Source organism: Robiginitalea sp. (assembly GCF_982776155.1).
Window position 1 is genome coordinate 725,776 of sequence record NZ_CEXZKX010000001.1, and the last position, 18,516, is coordinate 744,291.

Annotated in this window: 18 protein-coding genes; 5 read left to right on the plus strand and 13 right to left on the minus strand. The window is 55.4% G+C overall.

Annotation, left to right across the window (positions count from 1 at the left end; genetic code table 11):
* Window positions 1–79: 79 nt before the first annotated feature.
* The 10 genes from AC3DKS_RS03040 to AC3DKS_RS03085 all read right to left on the minus strand — a co-directional run bounded on the left by AC3DKS_RS03040 (window position 80) and on the right by AC3DKS_RS03085 (window position 10,349).
* Complete coding sequence (locus tag AC3DKS_RS03040) at window positions 80–757, minus strand: metal-dependent hydrolase (RefSeq protein WP_272607385.1); 678 nt, start codon at window positions 755–757, stop codon at window positions 80–82.
* A 25-nt stretch (window positions 758–782) separates the two neighbouring features.
* The gene (locus AC3DKS_RS03045; protein WP_272607386.1) at window positions 783–2,741 is read right to left on the minus strand and encodes a sensor histidine kinase; all 1,959 of its coding nucleotides are present in this window, start codon (window positions 2,739–2,741) and stop codon (window positions 783–785) included.
* A 635-nt stretch (window positions 2,742–3,376) separates the two neighbouring features.
* Window positions 3,377–4,135, minus strand: coding sequence for a LytR/AlgR family response regulator transcription factor (locus AC3DKS_RS03050; RefSeq protein ID WP_015755104.1), 759 nt, complete (start codon window positions 4,133–4,135; stop codon window positions 3,377–3,379).
* Between the two features lie 34 nt (window positions 4,136–4,169).
* Complete coding sequence (gene menA, locus AC3DKS_RS03055; RefSeq protein WP_015755105.1) at window positions 4,170–5,078, minus strand: 1,4-dihydroxy-2-naphthoate octaprenyltransferase; 909 nt, start codon at window positions 5,076–5,078, stop codon at window positions 4,170–4,172.
* Window positions 5,079–5,080: 2 nt separating this feature from the next.
* Complete coding sequence (locus tag AC3DKS_RS03060) at window positions 5,081–5,680, minus strand: SPOR domain-containing protein (RefSeq protein ID WP_015755106.1); 600 nt, start codon at window positions 5,678–5,680, stop codon at window positions 5,081–5,083.
* 125 nt (window positions 5,681–5,805) lie between these two features.
* Window positions 5,806–6,636 carry a CvfB family protein gene (locus AC3DKS_RS03065; RefSeq protein ID WP_015755107.1) on the minus strand — a complete coding sequence of 277 codons (831 nt, stop codon included), beginning with the start codon at window positions 6,634–6,636 and terminating at the stop codon, window positions 5,806–5,808.
* Window positions 6,637–6,682: 46 nt separating this feature from the next.
* Window positions 6,683–7,024 carry a DUF2853 family protein gene (locus AC3DKS_RS03070; RefSeq protein ID WP_015755108.1) on the minus strand — a complete coding sequence of 114 codons (342 nt, stop codon included), beginning with the start codon at window positions 7,022–7,024 and terminating at the stop codon, window positions 6,683–6,685.
* Window positions 7,025–7,068: 44 nt separating this feature from the next.
* Window positions 7,069–8,826 (minus strand): 2-succinyl-5-enolpyruvyl-6-hydroxy-3-cyclohexene-1-carboxylate synthase, encoded by a 1,758-nt coding sequence (menD, locus tag AC3DKS_RS03075; RefSeq protein ID WP_272607387.1) that lies wholly within the window; start codon window positions 8,824–8,826, stop codon window positions 7,069–7,071.
* A 40-nt stretch (window positions 8,827–8,866) separates the two neighbouring features.
* Complete coding sequence (locus tag AC3DKS_RS03080; RefSeq protein ID WP_015755110.1) at window positions 8,867–9,946, minus strand: chorismate-binding protein; 1,080 nt, start codon at window positions 9,944–9,946, stop codon at window positions 8,867–8,869.
* Window positions 9,924–10,349 (minus strand): PaaI family thioesterase, encoded by a 426-nt coding sequence (locus tag AC3DKS_RS03085; RefSeq protein ID WP_041327819.1) that lies wholly within the window; start codon window positions 10,347–10,349, stop codon window positions 9,924–9,926. Before AC3DKS_RS03085 ends, AC3DKS_RS03080 begins: the two co-directional genes overlap by 23 nt.
* A 43-nt stretch (window positions 10,350–10,392) precedes the next feature.
* On the opposite strand from AC3DKS_RS03085, the gene AC3DKS_RS03090 reads away from it, so the two are divergent.
* Together AC3DKS_RS03090 and AC3DKS_RS03095 are read left to right on the plus strand one after the other, a co-directional pair.
* Entirely contained in the window at window positions 10,393–11,049 is a 657-nt protein-coding gene (locus AC3DKS_RS03090) for an alpha/beta hydrolase (protein WP_272607388.1), read from the plus strand.
* Window positions 11,031–11,597 carry a GNAT family N-acetyltransferase gene (locus AC3DKS_RS03095; protein ID WP_272607389.1) on the plus strand — a complete coding sequence of 189 codons (567 nt, stop codon included), beginning with the start codon at window positions 11,031–11,033 and terminating at the stop codon, window positions 11,595–11,597. The genes AC3DKS_RS03090 and AC3DKS_RS03095 overlap by 19 nt, the downstream gene beginning before the upstream one ends.
* Before the next feature lie 23 nt (window positions 11,598–11,620).
* Here the strand turns inward: AC3DKS_RS03095 and AC3DKS_RS03100 are convergent, their stop codons facing one another.
* The gene (locus AC3DKS_RS03100) at window positions 11,621–12,589 is read right to left on the minus strand and encodes a hypothetical protein (RefSeq protein WP_148214365.1); all 969 of its coding nucleotides are present in this window, start codon (window positions 12,587–12,589) and stop codon (window positions 11,621–11,623) included.
* Window positions 12,590–12,697: 108 nt separating this feature from the next.
* Window positions 12,698–14,605, minus strand: a complete 1,908-nt coding sequence (gene dnaK / locus AC3DKS_RS03105) for a molecular chaperone DnaK (protein WP_272607390.1) — start codon at window positions 14,603–14,605, stop codon at window positions 12,698–12,700.
* A gap of 215 nt (window positions 14,606–14,820) precedes the next feature.
* Between dnaK and AC3DKS_RS03110 the strand changes: the two genes are divergently transcribed.
* Complete coding sequence (locus AC3DKS_RS03110; protein WP_272607391.1) at window positions 14,821–16,245, plus strand: L-serine ammonia-lyase; 1,425 nt, start codon at window positions 14,821–14,823, stop codon at window positions 16,243–16,245.
* Here the strand turns inward: AC3DKS_RS03110 and AC3DKS_RS03115 are convergent.
* On the minus strand, window positions 16,242–16,709 hold the full coding sequence (locus AC3DKS_RS03115) for a hypothetical protein (protein ID WP_015755117.1): 468 nt from the start codon (window positions 16,707–16,709) through the stop codon (window positions 16,242–16,244). The two genes, AC3DKS_RS03110 and AC3DKS_RS03115, sit on opposite strands and share 4 nt — an antisense overlap.
* A gap of 114 nt (window positions 16,710–16,823) precedes the next feature.
* Here AC3DKS_RS03115 and panB point away from each other — a divergent pair, with 114 nt between their 5' ends.
* On the plus strand, window positions 16,824–17,642 hold the full coding sequence (panB, locus tag AC3DKS_RS03120; RefSeq protein WP_015755118.1) for a 3-methyl-2-oxobutanoate hydroxymethyltransferase: 819 nt from the start codon (window positions 16,824–16,826) through the stop codon (window positions 17,640–17,642).
* Between the two features lie 69 nt (window positions 17,643–17,711).
* Window positions 17,712–18,422, plus strand: a complete 711-nt coding sequence (locus AC3DKS_RS03125; RefSeq protein WP_272607392.1) for an RluA family pseudouridine synthase — start codon at window positions 17,712–17,714, stop codon at window positions 18,420–18,422.
* Window positions 18,423–18,516: the final 94 nt, after the last annotated feature.

Below are 18,516 nucleotides of genomic sequence, written 5' to 3' on the forward strand. Positions count from 1 at the left end.
TCGGGGCTAATTTACGTATATTTTGGGGCTTTGGGCATCCGTCTATCCGGGTTTTGACAGGCTGTATACGGACAGCTCCCTATACGTCTATGGAAGAACCGATTTCCGGGAGCAGCAGGGTTTTTCCTGCAGCCTTGAAATCGGCAACGGCCTGATCCTTGTCGATCACGATATACCCGAAGGTATCGTAGTGTACCCCCAGTACCCGGTCGCAGCGGATAAAATCACAAGCCCGGATCGCATCGGCAACCCCCATGGTAAAGTTGTCCCCGATGGGCAGAATGGCCAGATCCGGCTCCCCGTATTCCGGGATGAGCTTCATGTCCATGTGCAGGGCGGTATCCCCGGCGATATAAATCTGCTTGCTGGAGCTGCGGAGCAGAAAGCCCCCGGGCTGCCCCCCGTAACTGCCATCGGGGAAGGAAGAAGTGTGGACGGCATTGACGTATTTCAGCCAGCCAAAGCCAAAATCCCTTTCGCCCCCGTGGTTCATAGGGTGTCCTTCCAGCCCTTTCTTTTCAAAATGGGAGACAATTTCGTAATTGCTGATTATCGTTACCCCTTTGCCGGCCAGCCTTTCCACATCGAGGATGTGGTCCTGGTGGGCATGGGTGAGCAGGATGTAATCCGGTTTGAGGCTGCTCAGGTCTATCCGGTCCTTAGCCAGGTCGTTACCGCTGATAAACGGGTCTACGACCAGGGTATGTTTTTCTGTTTGGATTTTCAGGGCAGCATGCCCGAGGAAAGTGATTTTCATGGGAGTGCGTTTTCTCCCAAACTTATTAAAAATTGAACCAAAAACGTACGCCTTCGCCCGTTTTGTCAATGTTGAGTGTCGACTGCAATTGATTCACCAGACGCTGGATAAGACGAATCCCCATGGAGTTGTTGGCCCGTTCCTCGGAATCCTCCGAAAGGCCCACGCCGTTGTCTGTGTATTCAAAGAAACCGCCGTCGCCCGTCTTGCGGATATGGATATAGATTTTCCCGTCCATGTCGTTGTCCGGGAAGGCGTATTTGAATGAGTTCGAAACCAGTTCGTTCAGGATGAGTCCAAAGGGGATGGCCCGATCGATGTCCAGCTCCACCCCTTCCGCATCGATGGAGATATTGATATTGTGACCGCCCTTTTTAAAGACCGATTGCACGCTGTTGATCAGGCTCTCGATATACCCCTGCATCTCGATGACGGAAAGGTCGTCGTTCTGATAGAGCTTCTGGTGGATCAGGGCCATGGCCTTGACCCGGGTCTTGCCTTCTTCCAGGGCTTCGATGGCCGCCCGGCTCCGGGTGTTCTTTGTCTGCAGGCTCAACAGGCTGGAGACCATTTGCAGGTTGTTCTTCACCCGGTGGTGGATTTCCTTGAGCAGGGAATCCTTCTCCACCAGGGAGTTTTCGATAATGTGCTTCTGCTCCGCAATCAGCCGTTGGTTCTTAATACTTTTCAGGTAGGCGTATACCAACCCCGCAAACCCGAGCAATGTAAATACCAGCGAAATAAAAACCAGGTTAATCCGCATATCCTGGGCCTGCAATTCGGCCCGGCCTTTTTCGAGTTCCTGCCGTTGCTCGTTGACCATGATCTTGGAATTCTCGAGCTCCTCGTTGGCGACGATGGCCAGCAGCTGCTGCTTTCTTCTGGAGGATTCCGCCCGATCGATGGAGTCCTGCAGGCGGGCGTTCCGGCGGAGGTAGCGCACCTCGCTGCCATAATCTTCAATCCGGTCGTAGTAATAGGCCAGCAGGCGGTTGCGCTGCAGGACGAGCTCCACAGGTATCCCGGATAAATCCATTTCCAGGTATTCCCTGGCTTTTTCGAGGTTGCCGAGTTCCATATGGGCTTCTGCAAGGGCCAGTGTATTCTCGGCGATCTCCGGCCTGTACATCTCCCGATGTTGGTCTTCCAGGACCGCAATGCTGTTTTCCAGGTGCGGCAATGCCTCCCGGTATTGGGTAAGCTGAACGTTCGATTTCCCGATATTTCCTTCGATGATCGCCTTGAGCAACTCCGCCTGGGCCACCTCCTTGTCGGTCTTGACATTCTGGATGTCATTCATATAGACCACGATATACCCCTGCGCCTTCTTAAAATAGGATAGAGCGGCTGCGGCCGTGTTGTCCTTGAGCAAAAAGCCCCCAACCGTGTTGTCGTATTCGGCGAGTTGATAGAGGTTCGTGTTGTCGATATTCTTCTTCATCTCAAAGATGTAATCCTTGAGGGCCTTTCGGTGCATGCCGAGGCTGGAATAGATGTCGTAAAAGGCGATATTCTGGGTGAAGCCCCGCTCCCGCTTTTCCTTCCGGATTTCGATCTGTTTGTCGTAGAGCTGCAGCTGCCCGTAGTTCTTATCGATCAGCTCCAGCAGGGTGCGCATGGATTCCCGGTCCGAATCCGGGATATCGAGGTAGATGTCATTGGCCAGGGCAACGCTCTTGTTGTAGTCCCCCAGGTCAAAGTACAAATGGGCCTGAAGCAATTGGTAAGCGCGTATGGCGGTAGAGTCGCCCTGTCTGGTGGCCGTGTGCAGGTCGGCGGTCACGGCATCGAGCCAGTCATAAGCCGACTGTTCCTCGTAGCGGTTTGGGGTATCGAAGAAAAATTCAAACTTGTCCTCCGGGCGGATGAGTTCCTTGAAAGTCTGCAAGGCGCCGGATTCGGGCATGGAAAGGTCCTGCCCCCTGATCTCCCCCTGGGAAACCAGCAATGCCACCAACAAAATCCTTGCGATCCTTGCAATCATAATTTGCGCCCTAACCCGGGCTGGCCCGGGAGTGCCCTCCACTTGGAAAAGGCGTTCCAAACATAGTTTTTTTTGTCCGTATGCCACAGGAATTGTTGTATATCCCCGGCAGGTTGTGGTTAGCGAGGCACAAGAGGTAGCCACCTTACCTGCAGAACCCCAACCGGCAGGTCCTCAACCGTCTCAAGGCCCCAACCGATGGAACGGAAAAAGGCCATGTACGAATACACGGCCTAATTATCCAAACAGTAAGATGTGGGGCTCATTACGGTCAGACACCCCAAATGTACATTCCTGCCCGATAGGTTGCCGGCAAATGTTGTGAACCCCCAAAAATTTGTGGTGAAGCACGTAAAAATTGTTGCAAAATGCATTTTATCGAGGATTTACATCCGGTTGTCGATAAGTGCGGCTTTTCGATAGGTACAGAATGGGTAGAAACTAAAAAGAGCCCCGCCGGATTAGACGGGACTCTTTTACGAGAACACTATATGAAAATGAAAAAATTAATCCATAATTACAACGCTAAAATACGGGTATAGCTTGCCTGGGGCCAAGGAATTGTTGCCAAACGCCTTAAAACTGTTGTGAAAGTGAATTTAACCGGTATCTGCGGCTGGGCGGGATGGCCCGGATCAGGAATTCATGGCCGAAATGATGAACTCCTTGAAGTCCTTGGAGATCGGTATCGCCTTGTTGTTGATCATGATGTCCCGGGAATTGATGGCGTCGATATGGTCTACGTTGACGATATACGATTTGTGGGCCCGGTAGAATTTATTTCTCGGCAATTTCTCCAGGTAGTCCTTCAGGGGGGAGCGCACCAGGAATTTTTTGTCCCGGGTGTTGACCTCCAAATAGACGTTGTCCGCTTTGATAAAAAGGATATCCTCGAATTGGATCCGGTAGTAGAGGTGCTGCTTCTTGACAAAAATGGAATCCTTCAGGACGGAGTTAGACGTCACCTCGTCGGCTGCAGCCTCCGCGGCATCGCCTTCCGGTCGGTTCTTGGAGCCGTACACAAAATTGGAAAGCGCAATCTCGATGGACGTATACAGGTCCTGTTGCTCAAAAGGCTTGACCAGGTACCCGTTCGGCTGGACGGTCTTGGCGTTTTCCACAGTTGCCCGGTCCGAGTTGGACGTGACAAAGATGAAGGGGATATCGTAGTTTTCACGGATGTGTTTTCCCAGGTCGATCCCGGTTTTATCCGAGGCGAGAATAATATCGATCAGCACCAGGTCTACCTGCTTGGTACGCAACACTTCCTCCGCCTGTTCGTAGACAATGACATTGTCTACAATCTCATATCCGATCTCCTCCAGCATGGACTGCATGTCATCGGCGATGATCACGTTGTCCTCCACGATGAGGATTTTTATGGGTTGTTCCAAAGCAGCTTGGTTTAAGATGGTTATGGAATCAAATTTACAAAAAATTATGACTTGCGATATAAAGTAGCAAGCCGATGAAAAAGGTGCTCAGGGCAACTTTTTTCAATTCCGGGTCCAGGTCGGCCGGCTGGTGTATACGAGCAATCCGCGCCAGGTGCCTGAAAATAATTGCGAAGGGTAACAGGCTCAGGGTATAGAGGCTGGTAATCCCTTTCAGATACACAAAGGTGCACATTCCCAGAAAGGCCATTGCGCAAAGCGCATAGTGGTAACGCCGCCCGTTTTCAAAACCCAGGAGAACCACCAGGGTTCGTTTGCCGGATGCCTGGTCGGATTCCCTGTCCCGGAGGTTGTTCAAATTCAGCACGGCCGTGGACAGGGCCCCGATGGACACCGCTGGCAACCAGGCATCACCGGATATTTGGAGGCTATAGAGAAACTGGGCTCCCTGTACGCTCACCAACCCGAAGAACAAAAAGACAAATAAATCGCCCAGCCCCCGGTAGCCGTAGGCGCTATCCCCAACGGTATACCGAATGGCAGCCCAGATCGCCAGGGCCCCGAGCAGCAGGAACAGGCCCAGATAACCGATTCGCTCCAGGCCAAAGGCCCGGTACAGGGTGGCAAGGGTTAAGAGTGCGCTGAGGCCCGCAGCAAAGAGGATTCCGCGCTTCAGCTGCGCCCGGGTAAGTGCACCGCTTTGCAGGGTGCGCACCGGTCCGACGCGGGTTTCGTTATCCGTTCCCTTTACGCCATCCCCGTAATCGTTGGCAAAGTTGGAGGTAATCTGGTATGCAAGGGTAGTCCCCAGGGTCAGCAGGAACAACAGCGTATCCCGGTACCCGTCTGCCCGGGCGATAGCTGTGCCGGCCAGTATGCCGGCAATAGAAAGCGGCAGCGTGCGGATCCTGGCGGTCCGGAGCCAGATTTTGAATGTGTGCAAGTTTACTGGGCGTCTTCGATGGCTATTCGTTTCCCGTCGCGGTAGGAAGCCACAAAGGCATCATTGAATCCCATGGCCACGAGTTCCCGCCGGAATTTCTGGGCCTCTTCGAGGGTTTCAAAATTCCCTACGGAATAGGCGTAAAACGGGTTGGTCTTCACAAACATCGTATTGGTCAGCGATTCGGAAGCCAGGCTCAGGTTCTTATCTACAAAAGCCTTCACCTGCACGGAGTAAATGGTTTCCTTTTCAAGGAACTTTTTGGCCAGGTAAAATTCCCGGACGAGGCTGAGTTCCTCATTTTGTTGCTTGAGGTTATCCAACCGGCCCTTGATCACTTCAAGACTGTCGATAGAAAAATTTACGTAATCTGCGGATTGTTGCTGGGCGCTCGATGTGAGCCCGACCGTAAAGGAAGTAATAGCCAGGGTTCCTATGAGGAATACGGCAGTGATGGCCGCAAATATATTGCGCTGCAACTTGGAGCGTTTCAGCTCCTTGTTTTTGTATTTAATCTGGTCAAGCAGGCGCTCGTTGATGATTTGCGCCTTGTCGATATCCTTGTGCAGTTCCAGCAGGTCGCTTTCTTCAATAAAAGGCATATTCCGTCAGCGTTTATTTGGTCTTGGGTTAAATGTAATTAAAATGGGCGGTTCCGGCAAACAGTAGCGGCCTTCCCGCCCAGAATGCCAGCCAGTTGCAGCCGGATGCACAACGCAAATTCGGATCAGCGCAGGTAAATTCCGTCGTCCCGGATATCGATGCGGCGCTCCTTGTAGAGTACGCCGATCCCTTTCTTAAAGAGCTTCTTGCTCATTTTCAGCCGTTTGCTGATTTCGCCCGGGTCGGATTTGTCGTGGAGCGGCAGCATGCCACCGGATGCTTCCAGCTCCCGGAAGATCCGTTCGGCAGTGGGTTCCAGTTTTTCATGCCCCAGGGGTTCCAGGACCACGTCGAGTTTGTTGTCTTTCCGGATGGCTTTGATATACCCGCGGGCGGGTTGCCCGATCTCCAGGTTCCGGTATATCTGATCGGAAAAGACAAGGCCTTTGTGCCGCTGTTCCACAATAACCTCCGTTCCCAGGTCGGTGGTCCTGTACGGCAGGATGGACACCGGCTGGCCAATGCTGAGGGAAAATTCCTCATTGTCCAGGAATCGGTTGATCCGGGCGGAAGCGACCAAACGAAAGGATTTCGGGTCCAGGAAACAATATACCACGTAGCTCTTTCCCTTTTCCATGCGTTCGGGCTGTTCCCGGAAGGGGACCAGCAGGTGTTTTTCGAGCCCCCAGTTTAAAAAGGCCCCGAACTGATTGACCTCGGCCACCTCCAGGTACCCAAAGGTATTCCGGGTGACCAGGGGTTCCAGCGTTGTGGCGATGGGACGCTCCTCGTGGTCCAGGTAGCAAAAAACCCGTAGCTCCTGCCCTATCTCGAAATCGTCCGGTACATACTTGTTGGGCAGCAACAGGTCGTCCACGTCATCGTCCCCGAGGAACAACCCCACGCGGGTGCTCCGTTTAATGGTAAGCGTATTGTAATTGCCCAGTTCGATCATTGCAGTAATTCTTCATCTGGTGGTCCCGGGCGGCGGGCCGCCGGCGTCAAAGGTACACAGATTCCTTCCCGAAATGCCGCGTAAGCATGTAATATACCACAACGCGGTACTTGTTCCGCTGGGAAGCGCCATAGGTTTCGAGGACCTCCCGGATGGCAGCCATGAGCGCCTCATTGTCGGGAAGCCCGAGTTTTCCAATCAGGAAATTCCGGCGGACGGTTTCCAGTTCGGCGGGATCCGAGCCCGAAACGCGTGCGGAATCGTGGTTGTATATGGCAGGGCCCAGGCCAATGGCAACGGCCCGGAGCAATTCCATATCCGGGTCCTGCCCGAATTTCTCACGGATATCGGCAGCGTAGAGTGGGATGAGTTGGTCGCGTCGGCTCATATTGCAGCGGCTTATGTTCAGAAGGTTGCGGGGAAATCCAAGGCCTAAGTTAGAAAATCGAAGTAGTCGAGCAAAATACGGTCGTTGATTTCGCGGGGGGTGCGGACTTCCAGGAGGATCGGGCGCCCGGAAGGATCCCAGAATCCGTCAAGCGCAGCCTCTAGTTCCCCGGCAGAGGCAGCCCGCCGGTAACCCATGCCAAACATGTTGCAGACCGGTTCCATGTCCCGGTTATGCACTGTTTCAAAATAATCGGCAAAGGCGTCGCTCTCCTCCTTTCCCGGGAGGATCCTGAAAATCCCACCCCCGCCGTTGTTGATGACGATTACCCTGAAATCATCCCGGAGCCTGTCGTTCCACAACCCGTTGATGTCGTAAAGGAAGCTCAGATCGCCGCTCAGCAGGAGGGTCGGCCCCTCGTAATTATGGGCCGCCCCCACGGCCGTCGAGGTACTGCCCTCGATGCCGCTGGTGCCCCGGTTGCAAAAAACCGGGTTCCCGGGTCGCATGTCGAACAATTGGGCATAGCGCACGGTGGAACTGTTTGCCAGTTGCACCATATACCCGTCAGGGATAGCTTTTATCAAGGCCTCAAAGGCACTAAAATCAGAAAAGGGAATTTGCCCGAGATAGGCTGTCCTGCGTTTTCTATACGCGTCCCGAACCGGCGACCATCGCGCCCGGTATCCGCTTTTTGTATCCGGTTGGGTCCGGGGCAGGAAATCCCCTAAAAAATGATCCGCGTCCGACCGGACATGCCCCGCGAGGGAGAAAAATGTGTCGTTGGCATTATGCGGGCCCACATGCCAGTGCCCGGCTGGCGGGTAGGCCCTGAGGAATTGTTTGACTTTTTTTGACACGACCATCCCGCCGAGGGTCAGCAGCAAATCGGGCCGAAGGGCCTCAAAGGAGGGCGCCGGTTGCCCGGAACGCTCAATGGGCGCCAGGACGCTGTCGATACTTGGAAAAAATTCCGGGTGATGCAGGTTGGAGGTGGTTTCGGTGAACACCAGGAGCGAAGGATCGGCGGCCATCCTTTCGACGACGGCATCCGAGAGGCTGCCAGGGGGCAGGCTGCCAATCAATACCATCTTCCTGCCAGCTTCCTGCCAGTGCCCGAGCAAATCCTCCCCTTCCCCGTTAATTTCCGGCAGCCGGGGCTGCAGGGTGGGACGTATTTCAACCGGCGGCTCCGGACTGGTACCGTATAGGGGTTCTTCAAATGGAATGTTCAGGTGGACGGGCAAATGGTCCTCCATGGCTGTTTGAAGGGCTGCCTGTACCCTGGCCTCGTTTTCAGCCAGGATGCGGGCCTGCATTTCATGCAGGGAACGAGGGTCCCCGGGCTCCCTACCGCCTTCCCACCGAATACTTGCCGGAGCGTGGGTGACGTCCTGCTGCAGGTTGCCTTGAAAGCCGATATGGTTGCCATAAACACCGTCCTGGCGGATGGTCTGCCCGTCCCCGATGTCGATTTTGTAAACGGGGCGGTCCGCCGAAAGGACCAGCAGCGGAATCCGGCTGTAATACGCCTCGGCCACGGCAGGGTAATAATTGAGCAGGGCGCTGCCCGAAGTACACACCAGGGCGGTGGGGTTTCCGGACTGCTGGCTCAGGCCCAGGGCAAAAAATGCAGCGCTGCGCTCATCCACCACACTGAAACACTCAAAATACGGATCCGATGTAAAGCCCAGAACCAGGGGGGCATTTCGCGATCCCGGGGACAGGACTACCTGCCGGACCCCCGCAGATTTGCAATAGGCCACCACCAAATGTGCAGCCGGGATGTCGGTATATCTCATAGGCGCTGCAAAAATACGAAGCGATCCCGGGTCCTGCCAGTCAATCCGGGGAATTCTGCAGGGCGCGCAGCACCGTCAGGCTCTTATGCTGGATTTCGTCCCATTCCGCGGCCGGATCCGAATCGGCGGTGATGCCCCCGCCCGTGTAGATATACGCGCTGTTTTCCCGGAGTTGCAGGCATCGAAGGTTTACGAACAGCCGGAAGGAGCCGGGGCCGGTCCGGCCCACTTCCCCCAGGAAGCCACAATAATACTCCCGGTCAAAATTTTCGTGCCCCAGTATATAATCCCGGGCGGCGCCCCTGGGCTGACCACACACGGCAGGGGTAGGATGCAATGCCCCAACCAGGCCGGCCGCGGCGTCAGCATCTGCCTGGAATCCGACCCGCGTCCTGAGGTGCCAGAGCGCACCGGCCCGTTCATCCCGGGTGGGGCCCACTTCGGGTTCCAGGCCGGCCTCCCGGAGTTTCTCCACGATAAAATCGGTGACCAGCTGTTGTTCCCTGTATTCCTTTGCCGACCAGGCCGGCGCCACAAATCCCGCTGCCGGCTGCGTCCCGGCCAGGGCATCCGTGTGGCCGCGGGTGCCGTCGAACTCCATAAGCTGCTCCGGGCTCGCACCCAGCCAGGTCCCGGAATCCGGGTGGCTCCACACATAGCAGAAAGCCCGGGGGTAGGTTTGGCACAGGCGGAGAAAGATTTCGACGGCCGAAAGGGTGCACGGCAGCGAAAACCGCCTGGCCAACACCACCTTTTCCAGGGAGGTGGTCCGGATCTCCCGCACAGCCTCCTCCACCAGGCCCATGTGTATTTCCCGGGCTTCCGTGTCCGGCCGGGGGCCGATATCCATCGCACAGGCAGCTCCCCCGGGAACCGGGGTGCGATACGCCTGGTCCGGCCGCAGGAACAGGGTCGGTGAAGCTCCCGTGTGGAACGGGGCAAATACAAAGCCTTTTTGATCACCCCCTGTAAAACCGGGGTTTTCCCGGTCGTTTTGCAATAGGGAATGAATCTCCTCCTCCCCGGGATTCCGGAAAAGGGCAAAGGGCAGCGATTTCCCCCGATGCTCCCCGAGAAGCCGCTCGAGCTTGCTGAATTTAATTTTCTTTGGGGAGGGCAATGGTGGTGAGTTTGCAGTGCGATATCAGTTCGTCCTGCGGTCCGAGGATCCGGATTTCCCACAACTGGGTGGTTCGGCCCCGATGCATCATGGATGCGTGCGCCTCGACATAGCCTTCGGAGATACTCCTCAGGTGATTCGCCGAGATTTCAATACCGCGTACAAAGAACTTCTGGGCATCCAGAAAAACATATGAAGCCGCACTTGCAACGCTTTCTGCCAGGGCAACCGTGGCCCCGCCGTGCAGGATCCCGTCTGGCTGGTGTACCCTGGGAGTCACAGGCATACGGGCGGTCAGGAAATTTTCGCCCACATCGGTAAACTCAATCTCCAGGGTTTCCATCAGCGTATTTTTACACACGCCGTTACAAACCTCCAGTATTTTTTCTTTGTATTGCTCCATGCATTTTCCATTTTTGTAAAGGTAAACATTCCCTTCCACTCCCATGTCGGACCACGAACCCGAATACCCAACTGAGAAATCGGTTTCCTACACGACCCGGGAACCGTATTTCACCCTTGGCAATCCGCGCCGGGGAGCCGGAAATACCTGGATCGTATTCCACGGAATCGGCCAACTGGCCCGTTTTTTCCTAAGGAATTTCAATCACTTGGACCTTACCCGGAATTACGTCCTGGCCCCCCAGGCCCCGTCGCTTTATTATACCTCGGATACCTATGACCGCGTTGGGGCCAGTTGGCTGACCCGTGAGAACACCCAGGGGCATATGGAAAACCTGTTGGCTTATCTGGACGTGATGGCTGCTGAGGAAGGATTGAAAGACTGCAACAACCTCATCGCCTTTGGCTACTCCCAGGGTGTTTCCGTCTTGTGCCGCTGGGTGGCCCGCAGGCGAATAACCTGCAGGCGGATCGTGCTCTACGCGGGCAGGATCCCGGAGGAACTAAGGCCCGCGGATTTTGAACACCTGCCGGAAGGATGCCGGGTAGAGCTATACCACGGGGATTCCGACCCCATGGCCGACAAATGGGGCCGAAAAGAACTCGCCGATCATGCCCGGAAAGTATTTGGCAGCCGGTTGGAGATCATCAACTACCGCGGGGGGCATGAATTACAGCGCAAATGGATCAGGGAAAAGTAGTTTTGCAGAACGAACGGGCGCGTCTGGAGGCGTTGACTCCTGTAAATTATCCGTGCCTCAGGGAAATTGCCCGGGAGCCTGGCCTGATCCGGTATTCGCCAGGGGTACTGACCACCCCGGAAGGATTTGAGGCTTATTTTCAAAAGGCATTACGGGAGACGCAGGAGGGAACGAGCCAGGTCTTCCTGATCTACGACAGGGAAGCCGGTCAATGGGCGGGTACTTCCCGATTTATGCGGATAGATGCGCGCAACCGGGTTGTGGAAATCGGTTCTACCTGGATAGGAAGCCGATTTCAGGGTACCGGCTTGAATTGCGCGGTAAAATCCCTGATGCTGGATGCCGCATTCGGGCCGATGGGCTTTGAACGGGTTGAATTCCGGATTGACGAGCGGAATATCCGCTCTCGCAAAGCCGTAGAAAAGTTGGGGGCCCGCCTCGAAGGTGTTTTTCGCAAAAACGTATACCTGGATGACGGTTTTAAAAGAAACACCTGCGTCTACGGCTTATTGCAGCATGAATGGACAGGCGGCAATCCCAACAGATAAGCCAGGAATAACCCCGGCCTGCTTCAATCGTTCAGGCTGTCTTTCTGCGCCACCTCCGCTGGGGGTTTGTAATACGCTATTTGCCGTACCACAAATGAGTTCTCCGGGGTAACCACCTGGCGCACCCAATTTCCGTAGCCGCTGCCGTCCATCTGGTAGACGTAATTCCGGATTTCCTTTCGCTCGCCCTTGGAACCACCTTTGCCCTGCGCATGGATCGTGGTGGTTTCGGTCTCGGGAAGGCCCTGGTCGTTATAGCTGACCTCCCGGGTACTTGCCGGGACAAAGGATTTCTTTTCCGCATCATAGGCAAAGGTCACTTCCCTGAGGAGTTTTCCCTGCTCATCCAGGGTGCTCTCCACGGCCTTTACCGGACTACCCCGCAGGTATTCCTTTACCAGTTGCGTGGTGGTGCCGCCCTGCTCCCCCTGCACCTGGGAGGTACGGATGCTTTTTTGCAGTTCGCCGTTTTTTGTAAAGCTCCGGGTCGCTTCGTTTTTAAATACCGCGTATTCCACCGAGGTCTCGTCCACTCCTTCCGCATCCGTGCGCACTATGCGTTCCAATCGGCCCGAGTCCCCAAAGTAGTAGGCAACCTGTTCCTGGAAAGACCGGTCATAGGATACAATGCGTTCCAGCAACCGGGGCCGGGCAGCTGTATCGCGGGAATAAAAATGGGCAATTGAGGTCTGGGCGTCGAATTTCCCGTCCCGGTATACTTCATCCCGCCTTTCGGTCAGCAGGGAATCCGAAAAACGGTAATAGGTGATATCGTAATCCGAGTCGTTGTAGCGGGTTTGCGACTTAACAAGCCTTCCTGTTCGGTCGAACTCAAAGGTTTCCGCCCCGTAGTTCGCCTGGACCACACAGGACTTTACCGGCCCGAGCAGCTGGAAATCGCTTCGGCTGAAAGACTCAGGTTCCTGGGGTCTCAGGGATTGGCCCATCAACGCGAAAACAAGCGATATGCAGACGACGTAGCGATGTTTCATAGCGTAAAATTACTGCTTCGGCGGAAAAGGCGGAACCCTGTTCCAAAAAAATAAAAAGGGCGGAAATTGAATCCGCCCTTTTATGCTAACGCCTGAGTGCGGCGTTTCTTATTTCACTTCCTCAAAATCGACGTCCTCCACGTTGTCTCCTTCCGCGGCATCGCCTGAATCCGTGGTCTGCCCGGCACCGTCTGCTCCCGGTTGCTGGGCCTCGGCCTGTGCCTTGTACATTTCCTCCGAAGCGTTCTTCCAGGCTTCGTTGATTTTGTCCAGGGCCGGCTGGATTACATCGGTATCCTTGCTTTCATAAGCCTTTTTGAGCTCTTCGAGCGCGGATTCGATTTCCTGCTTCTTGTCTGCAGACAATTTATCGCCGAATTCCCCCAGTTGTTTTTCCGTTTGAAAAATCATCTGGTCGGCCTCGTTGAGTTTGTCTACCTTCTCCTTGGCTTTCTTATCCGCTTCGGCATTCGCCTCGGCTTCAGACTTCATCCGCTCGATCTCTTCCTCGGTAAGGCCGGAGGAGGCTTCGATCCGGATGTCCTGAGACTTCCCGGTTGCCTTATCCGTTGCAGACACCTTGATGATCCCGTTGGCGTCGATGTCAAAAGTCACCTCAATCTGCGGCGTGCCCCGGGGCGCCGGCGGGATGCCGTCCAGGTGGAACCGCCCGATGGTCTTGTTGTCCTTGGCCATGGGGCGCTCGCCCTGAAGTACGTGGATTTCCACAGAAGGCTGGTTGTCGGCCGCGGTGGAGAACACCTGCGACTTCTTGGTCGGGATGGTGGTGTTCGCCTCGATGAGTTTTGTATTCACGCCTCCCATCGTCTCGATTCCGAGCGAAAGGGGGGTAACGTCCAGGAGCAGTACGTCTTTTACATCCCCGGTCAGGACGCCTCCCTGGATGGCCGCGCCGATGGCAACCACCTCATCCGGGTTTACGCCCTTGGAAGGCTTCTTCCCGAAAAATTTCTCAACCGCTTCCTGTACGGCCGGAATCCGCGTGGATCCTCCCACCAGGATGATTTCATCGATATCGCTCTTGGAGAGACCAGCCGTTTTCAGGGCCGATTCGCAAGGGGCGATGGTCCGCTTGACCAGGTCTTCGATCAGTTGCTCGAATTTGGAACGCGACAAGGTGCGCACCAGGTGCTTGGGTCCGGAGGAAGTCGCCGTGATATACGGCAGGTTGATCTCCGTCTGTGAGGAAGAGGACAATTCGATCTTGGCCTTTTCAGCCGCCTCCCGGAGGCGTTGCAGGGCCATGGCATCCTCACGCAGGTCCATCCCTTCTTCCTGCTTGAATTCATCCGCAAGCCAATCGATGATCTTCTGGTCTACGTCGTCCCCGCCCAGGTGGGTGTCCCCGTCTGTTGCGAGTACCTCAAAAACCCCGTCCCCGAGCTCCAGGATGGATACGTCGTGCGTTCCGCCACCAAAGTCAAAGACTACGATTTTCTGGTCCTGGTCTTTTTTATCCAGGCCGTAGGCCAGGGAAGCCGCCGTGGGCTCATTGATAATCCGCTCTACTTTAAGCCCCGCAATTTCACCGGCTTCCTTGGTAGCCTGCCGCTGGGAATCGTTGAAGTAGGCCGGGACGGTAATTACCGCACGGCTGACGGATTGTCCGAGATAATCCTCGGCTGTCTTTTTCATTTTCTGCAGAATCATCGCAGAGAGTTCCTGGGGGGTGTAAAGGCGTCCGTCAACGTCTACCCGCGGGGTGTTGTTGTCTCCTTTGACGACTTTGTACGGCACCCGTTCGGCTTCCTTCTGGGATTCTGAATATTTGTTCCCCATAAAACGCTTTATGGAGTATATGGTCTTGTTCGGGTTGGTCACCGCCTGCCGCTTGGCCGGGTCGCCCACCTTGATTTCACCGCCCTCTACAAAGGCGATCACGGAAGGGGTCGTACGCTTGCCCTCGGCATTCGGGATTACCACAGGCTCATTTCCCTCCATCACGGAGACGCAGGAGTTTGTGGTACCTAAATCTATTCCGATAATCTTACTCATTCCTGTAATTTTATTATTAGTGTATTGCTTTCCGGTCGCACTGTAAGTGTCAAACAATATGCCATTACACAAAACCTGACATACTGTCACAAACATCCCGCAAAAAGCTGCGGCCGGGGGCTTTCAGGGAAAGTGGTAAGTGGCCGTTTATTTTCCGGCAGTATAGGTGGTACTCCTGCGGAGCTTTGTATTTTCGTACTGATAAAACAACGGGTATGGAGTGCATCAGTGTCTTTGATATGCTTAAGGTTGGAATCGGGCCGTCCAGCTCCCATACTCTGGGACCCTGGAAAGCCGGCTTGCGCTTCCTCGGGGAGTTGCGAAAAACGGAAAAGCTGGAACGGGTAACCAGGGTCCGCGTCCTCCTGTACGGATCCCTTTCGCTTACCGGTAAAGGGCATGCCACGGACCTGGCCGTACAGATGGGGCTCTGTGGGGCCGATCCGGAAACCGTACCCATCGAATCCGTGTCGTCCACCATCTCGGAAATACGGGAAAAGGAAGAACTCCGGCTGGGGGGGTCCCATCCGGTGCGCTTCGACCCGAAAACCGATATCAGCTTCCACAGGAAATTCCTCCCCTTCCACGCCAACGGACTGACGTTTGAAGCGCATTTCAGTGACGGGAAGAAACGGTCGGAAACCTATTATTCCATAGGCGGCGGTTTTGTGGTCAAGAAAGAGCAGGAAAACGCAAAACGCAAAAAGCAGGCCTTCAACCAGTTCCCCTACCCTTCCAGTACCGGGGCGGAATTATTGAGCCATTGCAAAAACGCCGGGGCGTCCATTTCGGATATCGTCCTGGAGAACGAGCGGTCCCTGCGGACCGATTCGGAAATCGGCGCCGGGTTGCAGCGTATCTGGGAGGTAATGCTCGCATCGATTTACGAAGGTTGCCATACGCCGGGGGAACTGCCCGGGGGACTCCGCGTAAAGCGCCGGGCAGCGGAAATTTACCAGAACCTGCAGGGGGATTCGCCCTATACCGGGCCGTCAGACTGGCCCGCATCCATTCGGAATACCCGGGTACAGTTCCGTCAGATTCTGAAATGGGTGAGTTGTTTTGCCTTGAGCGTCAATGAGGTCAACGCCAGCCTGGGTCGGATTGTTACGGCCCCTACCAATGGAAGCGCCGGGGTCATCCCGGCCGTGTTGATGTACTACCTGGTCATCGAAAACCACCAGGCGGGGTTTCCGGAAATCAAACGATTCCTGCTGGTGGCAGGCGAAATAGGCAGCCTCTTTAAAAAGGGGGCCACCATCTCAGCCGCCATGGGCGGGTGCCAGGCGGAGATCGGGGTGTCGTCCGCCATGGCCGCCGGGGCCCTGACCGAATTGCTGGGCGGCACGCCGGCCCAGGTACTGATGGCCGCAGAAATTGCGATGGAACACCACCTGGGGCTTACCTGCGACCCGATTGCCGGGTTGGTACAGATACCGTGTATCGAGCGCAACTCCATGGGCGCCATCAAGGCGATCAATGCGGCGGAACTCGCCCTGGGATCGGACGCGGCCAATGCAAAAGTGCCTTTTGACAAGGTGGTCCAGACCATGTGGGAAACGGCCCGGGACATGAACTCAAAATACAAGGAAACCTCCGAAGGGGGGCTCGCCGTGGGGGTCAACCTGAGCGACTGCTAAAGGCAGCCGTCCCGCCTCCGCGTATCGACGATGTAGATGATTTTCCAGTCCGATCCATCCCGGAAAAGCTGGAAGGAATTCACCCCGCAGTGGCTGAACTTCCCGCCTACATAGAATTCGTACGGGGTCCAGGCATGAGCCATATTTCCGTCTACGCGGATTTTGTAATCCAGCAACCGCTCTTCGATGACCACGGTATCGGGGATGCCGGCAATGGATGCCAGGAAATCGGCCATGGGCTGGGAACGCAATACGGCCTTTCCTTCCGGATCGCTCCCTACGGTCTGCAGGAGCACCTCGGCCCCCAATACGGTTTTCATCCCGGTGGTATCCCGCTGGTGTAAACCCTGGAAAAAGCGGTCGATACTGGAGCGGACCGCAGCTTTTGAATCCTGCTGAGCCAGTCCAATAGGCCCGGACAGGAGAATGAATACTGCGAGAAGGCGATAAAATAATGCGTACATGGCGTCAAGTTGAATTCTCCAAATGTAGCCTATTCCGGCGAATCCCTGGTCGGGGGTGCCTTCGGGCGGACACGGCAAAATTGTGTACTTTTAGGCGCCATAAACCGCCAAACTATGTCCGTTTCTAAAAAAGAATACAAAAGGGTTACCGTCCGGTCGCTCGTGGAAATGAAGCAACAGGGTGAAAAAATTTCAATGCTTACCGCCTACGACTATTCCATGGCGCGGATCGTGGATGCTGCGCGGGTCGACGTAATCCTGGTCGGGGATTCCGCAAGTAATGTCATGGCGGGTCACGAAACCACCCTGCCCATCACGCTGGACCAGATGATCTACCACGCGAGTTCGGTGATCCGGGCTGTGGACCGGGCGCTCGTCGTTGTGGATATCCCCTTCGGCTCCTACCAAAGCGACCCGAAGGAAGCCCTCCGTTCTGCCATTCGCATTATGAAGGAGAGCGGCGCGCACGCCGTGAAGGTGGAAGGCGGGGAAGAGGTAAAGGAATCCGTGAAGCGCATCCTGAACGCCGGCATCCCGGTGATGGGCCACCTGGGGCTGACCCCCCAGAGTATTTACAAATTCGGCACCTACACGGTACGGGCCAAGGAAGAGGCCGAAGCCCGCAAACTCGTGGAGGATGCCAAGCTGTTGGAACGCCTCGGCTGCTTTGCCGTAGTCCTGGAAAAGATCCCGGCGGAACTCACCAAAAAGGTCTCCGAGAAACTCACCATCCCGACTATCGGGATCGGCGGGGGGGTCCATGCGGACGGCCAGGTACTGGTTATTCACGACCTCCTGGGGATGACCCACGAATTCAACCCGCGTTTCTTACGCCGGTATATGAATCTGTACGAGGATATGGGAAAAGCTATCGGGCAGTATGTAAGCGATGTCAAATCGAAGAATTTCCCGAACACGGACGAACAATACTAGCCGGTACCCCGCGGTGTTACGAACCCCAGCATACTGCGCATTTGCCACGCCTCACACTTCCTGCCTTCCATGAACGGTCCGAAAACACATCCCGGAAACCTGATGGTCCTCTATGAGGATAACCACCTGATCGCCGTCTCCAAACGCGCAGGCGATATCGTTCAGGGTGACAAAACGGGGGATACCCCGCTGCCTGAAACCGTCAAGGACTATATCGCGCATAAATATCAGAAACCCGGAAAGGTATTCCTGGGAGTCGTCCACCGGCTGGACCGGCCCACCACCGGCGTCATCGTTTTTGCGCGAACTTCGAAGGCGCTCAGCCGGATGAACCGATTGTTCGCGGAGGGCGGTACCCGTAAAACCTACTGGGCCCTGGTGGGGACCCCGCCTCCTGAAACAGCCGGCCGTTTGGTACACTGGCTGGAACGCAACCCAAAACAAAACAAGTCCTATGCCCGGGCCAAAGAAGTCCCCGGCAGCAAGCAGGCGATCCTCAATTACCGACTGCTCGGCAGCCTGGACCGCTACCACCTGTTGGAAATTGACCTGGAAACCGGCAGGCACCACCAGATCCGCGCCCAGCTGGCCGCCATAGGAAGCCCGATAAAGGGGGATCTTAAATACGGCTTCCCCAGGAGCAACCCGGACGGGGGCATCCATTTGCACGCCCGCAGACTCGAATTTATCCACCCGGTGCGCCAAGACCCCGTCAGTATCCTGGCGCCCTTACCGGACGACCCGCTTTGGGAGGCTTGTGGGAAACTGGATTCGATTTGAAGATTTGAAGATTTGAAGATTTGAAGATGGGGATTGGGTGATTTGAAGATTTGAAGATGGGGATTGGGTGATTTGAAGATTTGAAGATGGGGAT

What these genes read in the sequence shown, in the direction of transcription:
- AC3DKS_RS03115 (WP_015755117.1), bottom strand. Translation starts at nt 16,709, where the DNA reads ATGTACGCATTATTTTATCGCCTTCTCGCAGTATTCATTCTCCTGTCC.
- AC3DKS_RS03060 (WP_015755106.1), bottom strand. Translation starts at nt 5,680, where the DNA reads ATGCCTTTTATTGAAGAAAGCGACCTGCTGGAACTGCACAAGGATATC.
- AC3DKS_RS03095 (WP_272607389.1), top strand. Translation starts at nt 11,031, where the DNA reads ATGGATCAGGGAAAAGTAGTTTTGCAGAACGAACGGGCGCGTCTGGAG.
- AC3DKS_RS03125 (WP_272607392.1), top strand. Translation starts at nt 17,712, where the DNA reads ATGAACGGTCCGAAAACACATCCCGGAAACCTGATGGTCCTCTATGAG.
- AC3DKS_RS03100 (WP_148214365.1), bottom strand. Translation starts at nt 12,589, where the DNA reads ATGAAACATCGCTACGTCGTCTGCATATCGCTTGTTTTCGCGTTGATG.
- AC3DKS_RS03045 (WP_272607386.1), bottom strand. Translation starts at nt 2,741, where the DNA reads ATGATTGCAAGGATCGCAAGGATTTTGTTGGTGGCATTGCTGGTTTCC.
- AC3DKS_RS03070 (WP_015755108.1), bottom strand. Translation starts at nt 7,024, where the DNA reads ATGAGCCGACGCGACCAACTCATCCCACTCTACGCTGCCGATATCCGT.
- dnaK (WP_272607390.1), bottom strand. Translation starts at nt 14,605, where the DNA reads ATGAGTAAGATTATCGGAATAGATTTAGGTACCACAAACTCCTGCGTC.
- AC3DKS_RS03110 (WP_272607391.1), top strand. Translation starts at nt 14,821, where the DNA reads ATGGAGTGCATCAGTGTCTTTGATATGCTTAAGGTTGGAATCGGGCCG.
- AC3DKS_RS03085 (WP_041327819.1), bottom strand. Translation starts at nt 10,349, where the DNA reads ATGGAGCAATACAAAGAAAAAATACTGGAGGTTTGTAACGGCGTGTGT.
- menD (WP_272607387.1), bottom strand. Translation starts at nt 8,826, where the DNA reads ATGAGATATACCGACATCCCGGCTGCACATTTGGTGGTGGCCTATTGC.
- panB (WP_015755118.1), top strand. Translation starts at nt 16,824, where the DNA reads ATGTCCGTTTCTAAAAAAGAATACAAAAGGGTTACCGTCCGGTCGCTC.
- AC3DKS_RS03040 (WP_272607385.1), bottom strand. Translation starts at nt 757, where the DNA reads ATGAAAATCACTTTCCTCGGGCATGCTGCCCTGAAAATCCAAACAGAA.
- AC3DKS_RS03065 (WP_015755107.1), bottom strand. Translation starts at nt 6,636, where the DNA reads ATGATCGAACTGGGCAATTACAATACGCTTACCATTAAACGGAGCACC.
- AC3DKS_RS03090 (WP_272607388.1), top strand. Translation starts at nt 10,393, where the DNA reads ATGTCGGACCACGAACCCGAATACCCAACTGAGAAATCGGTTTCCTAC.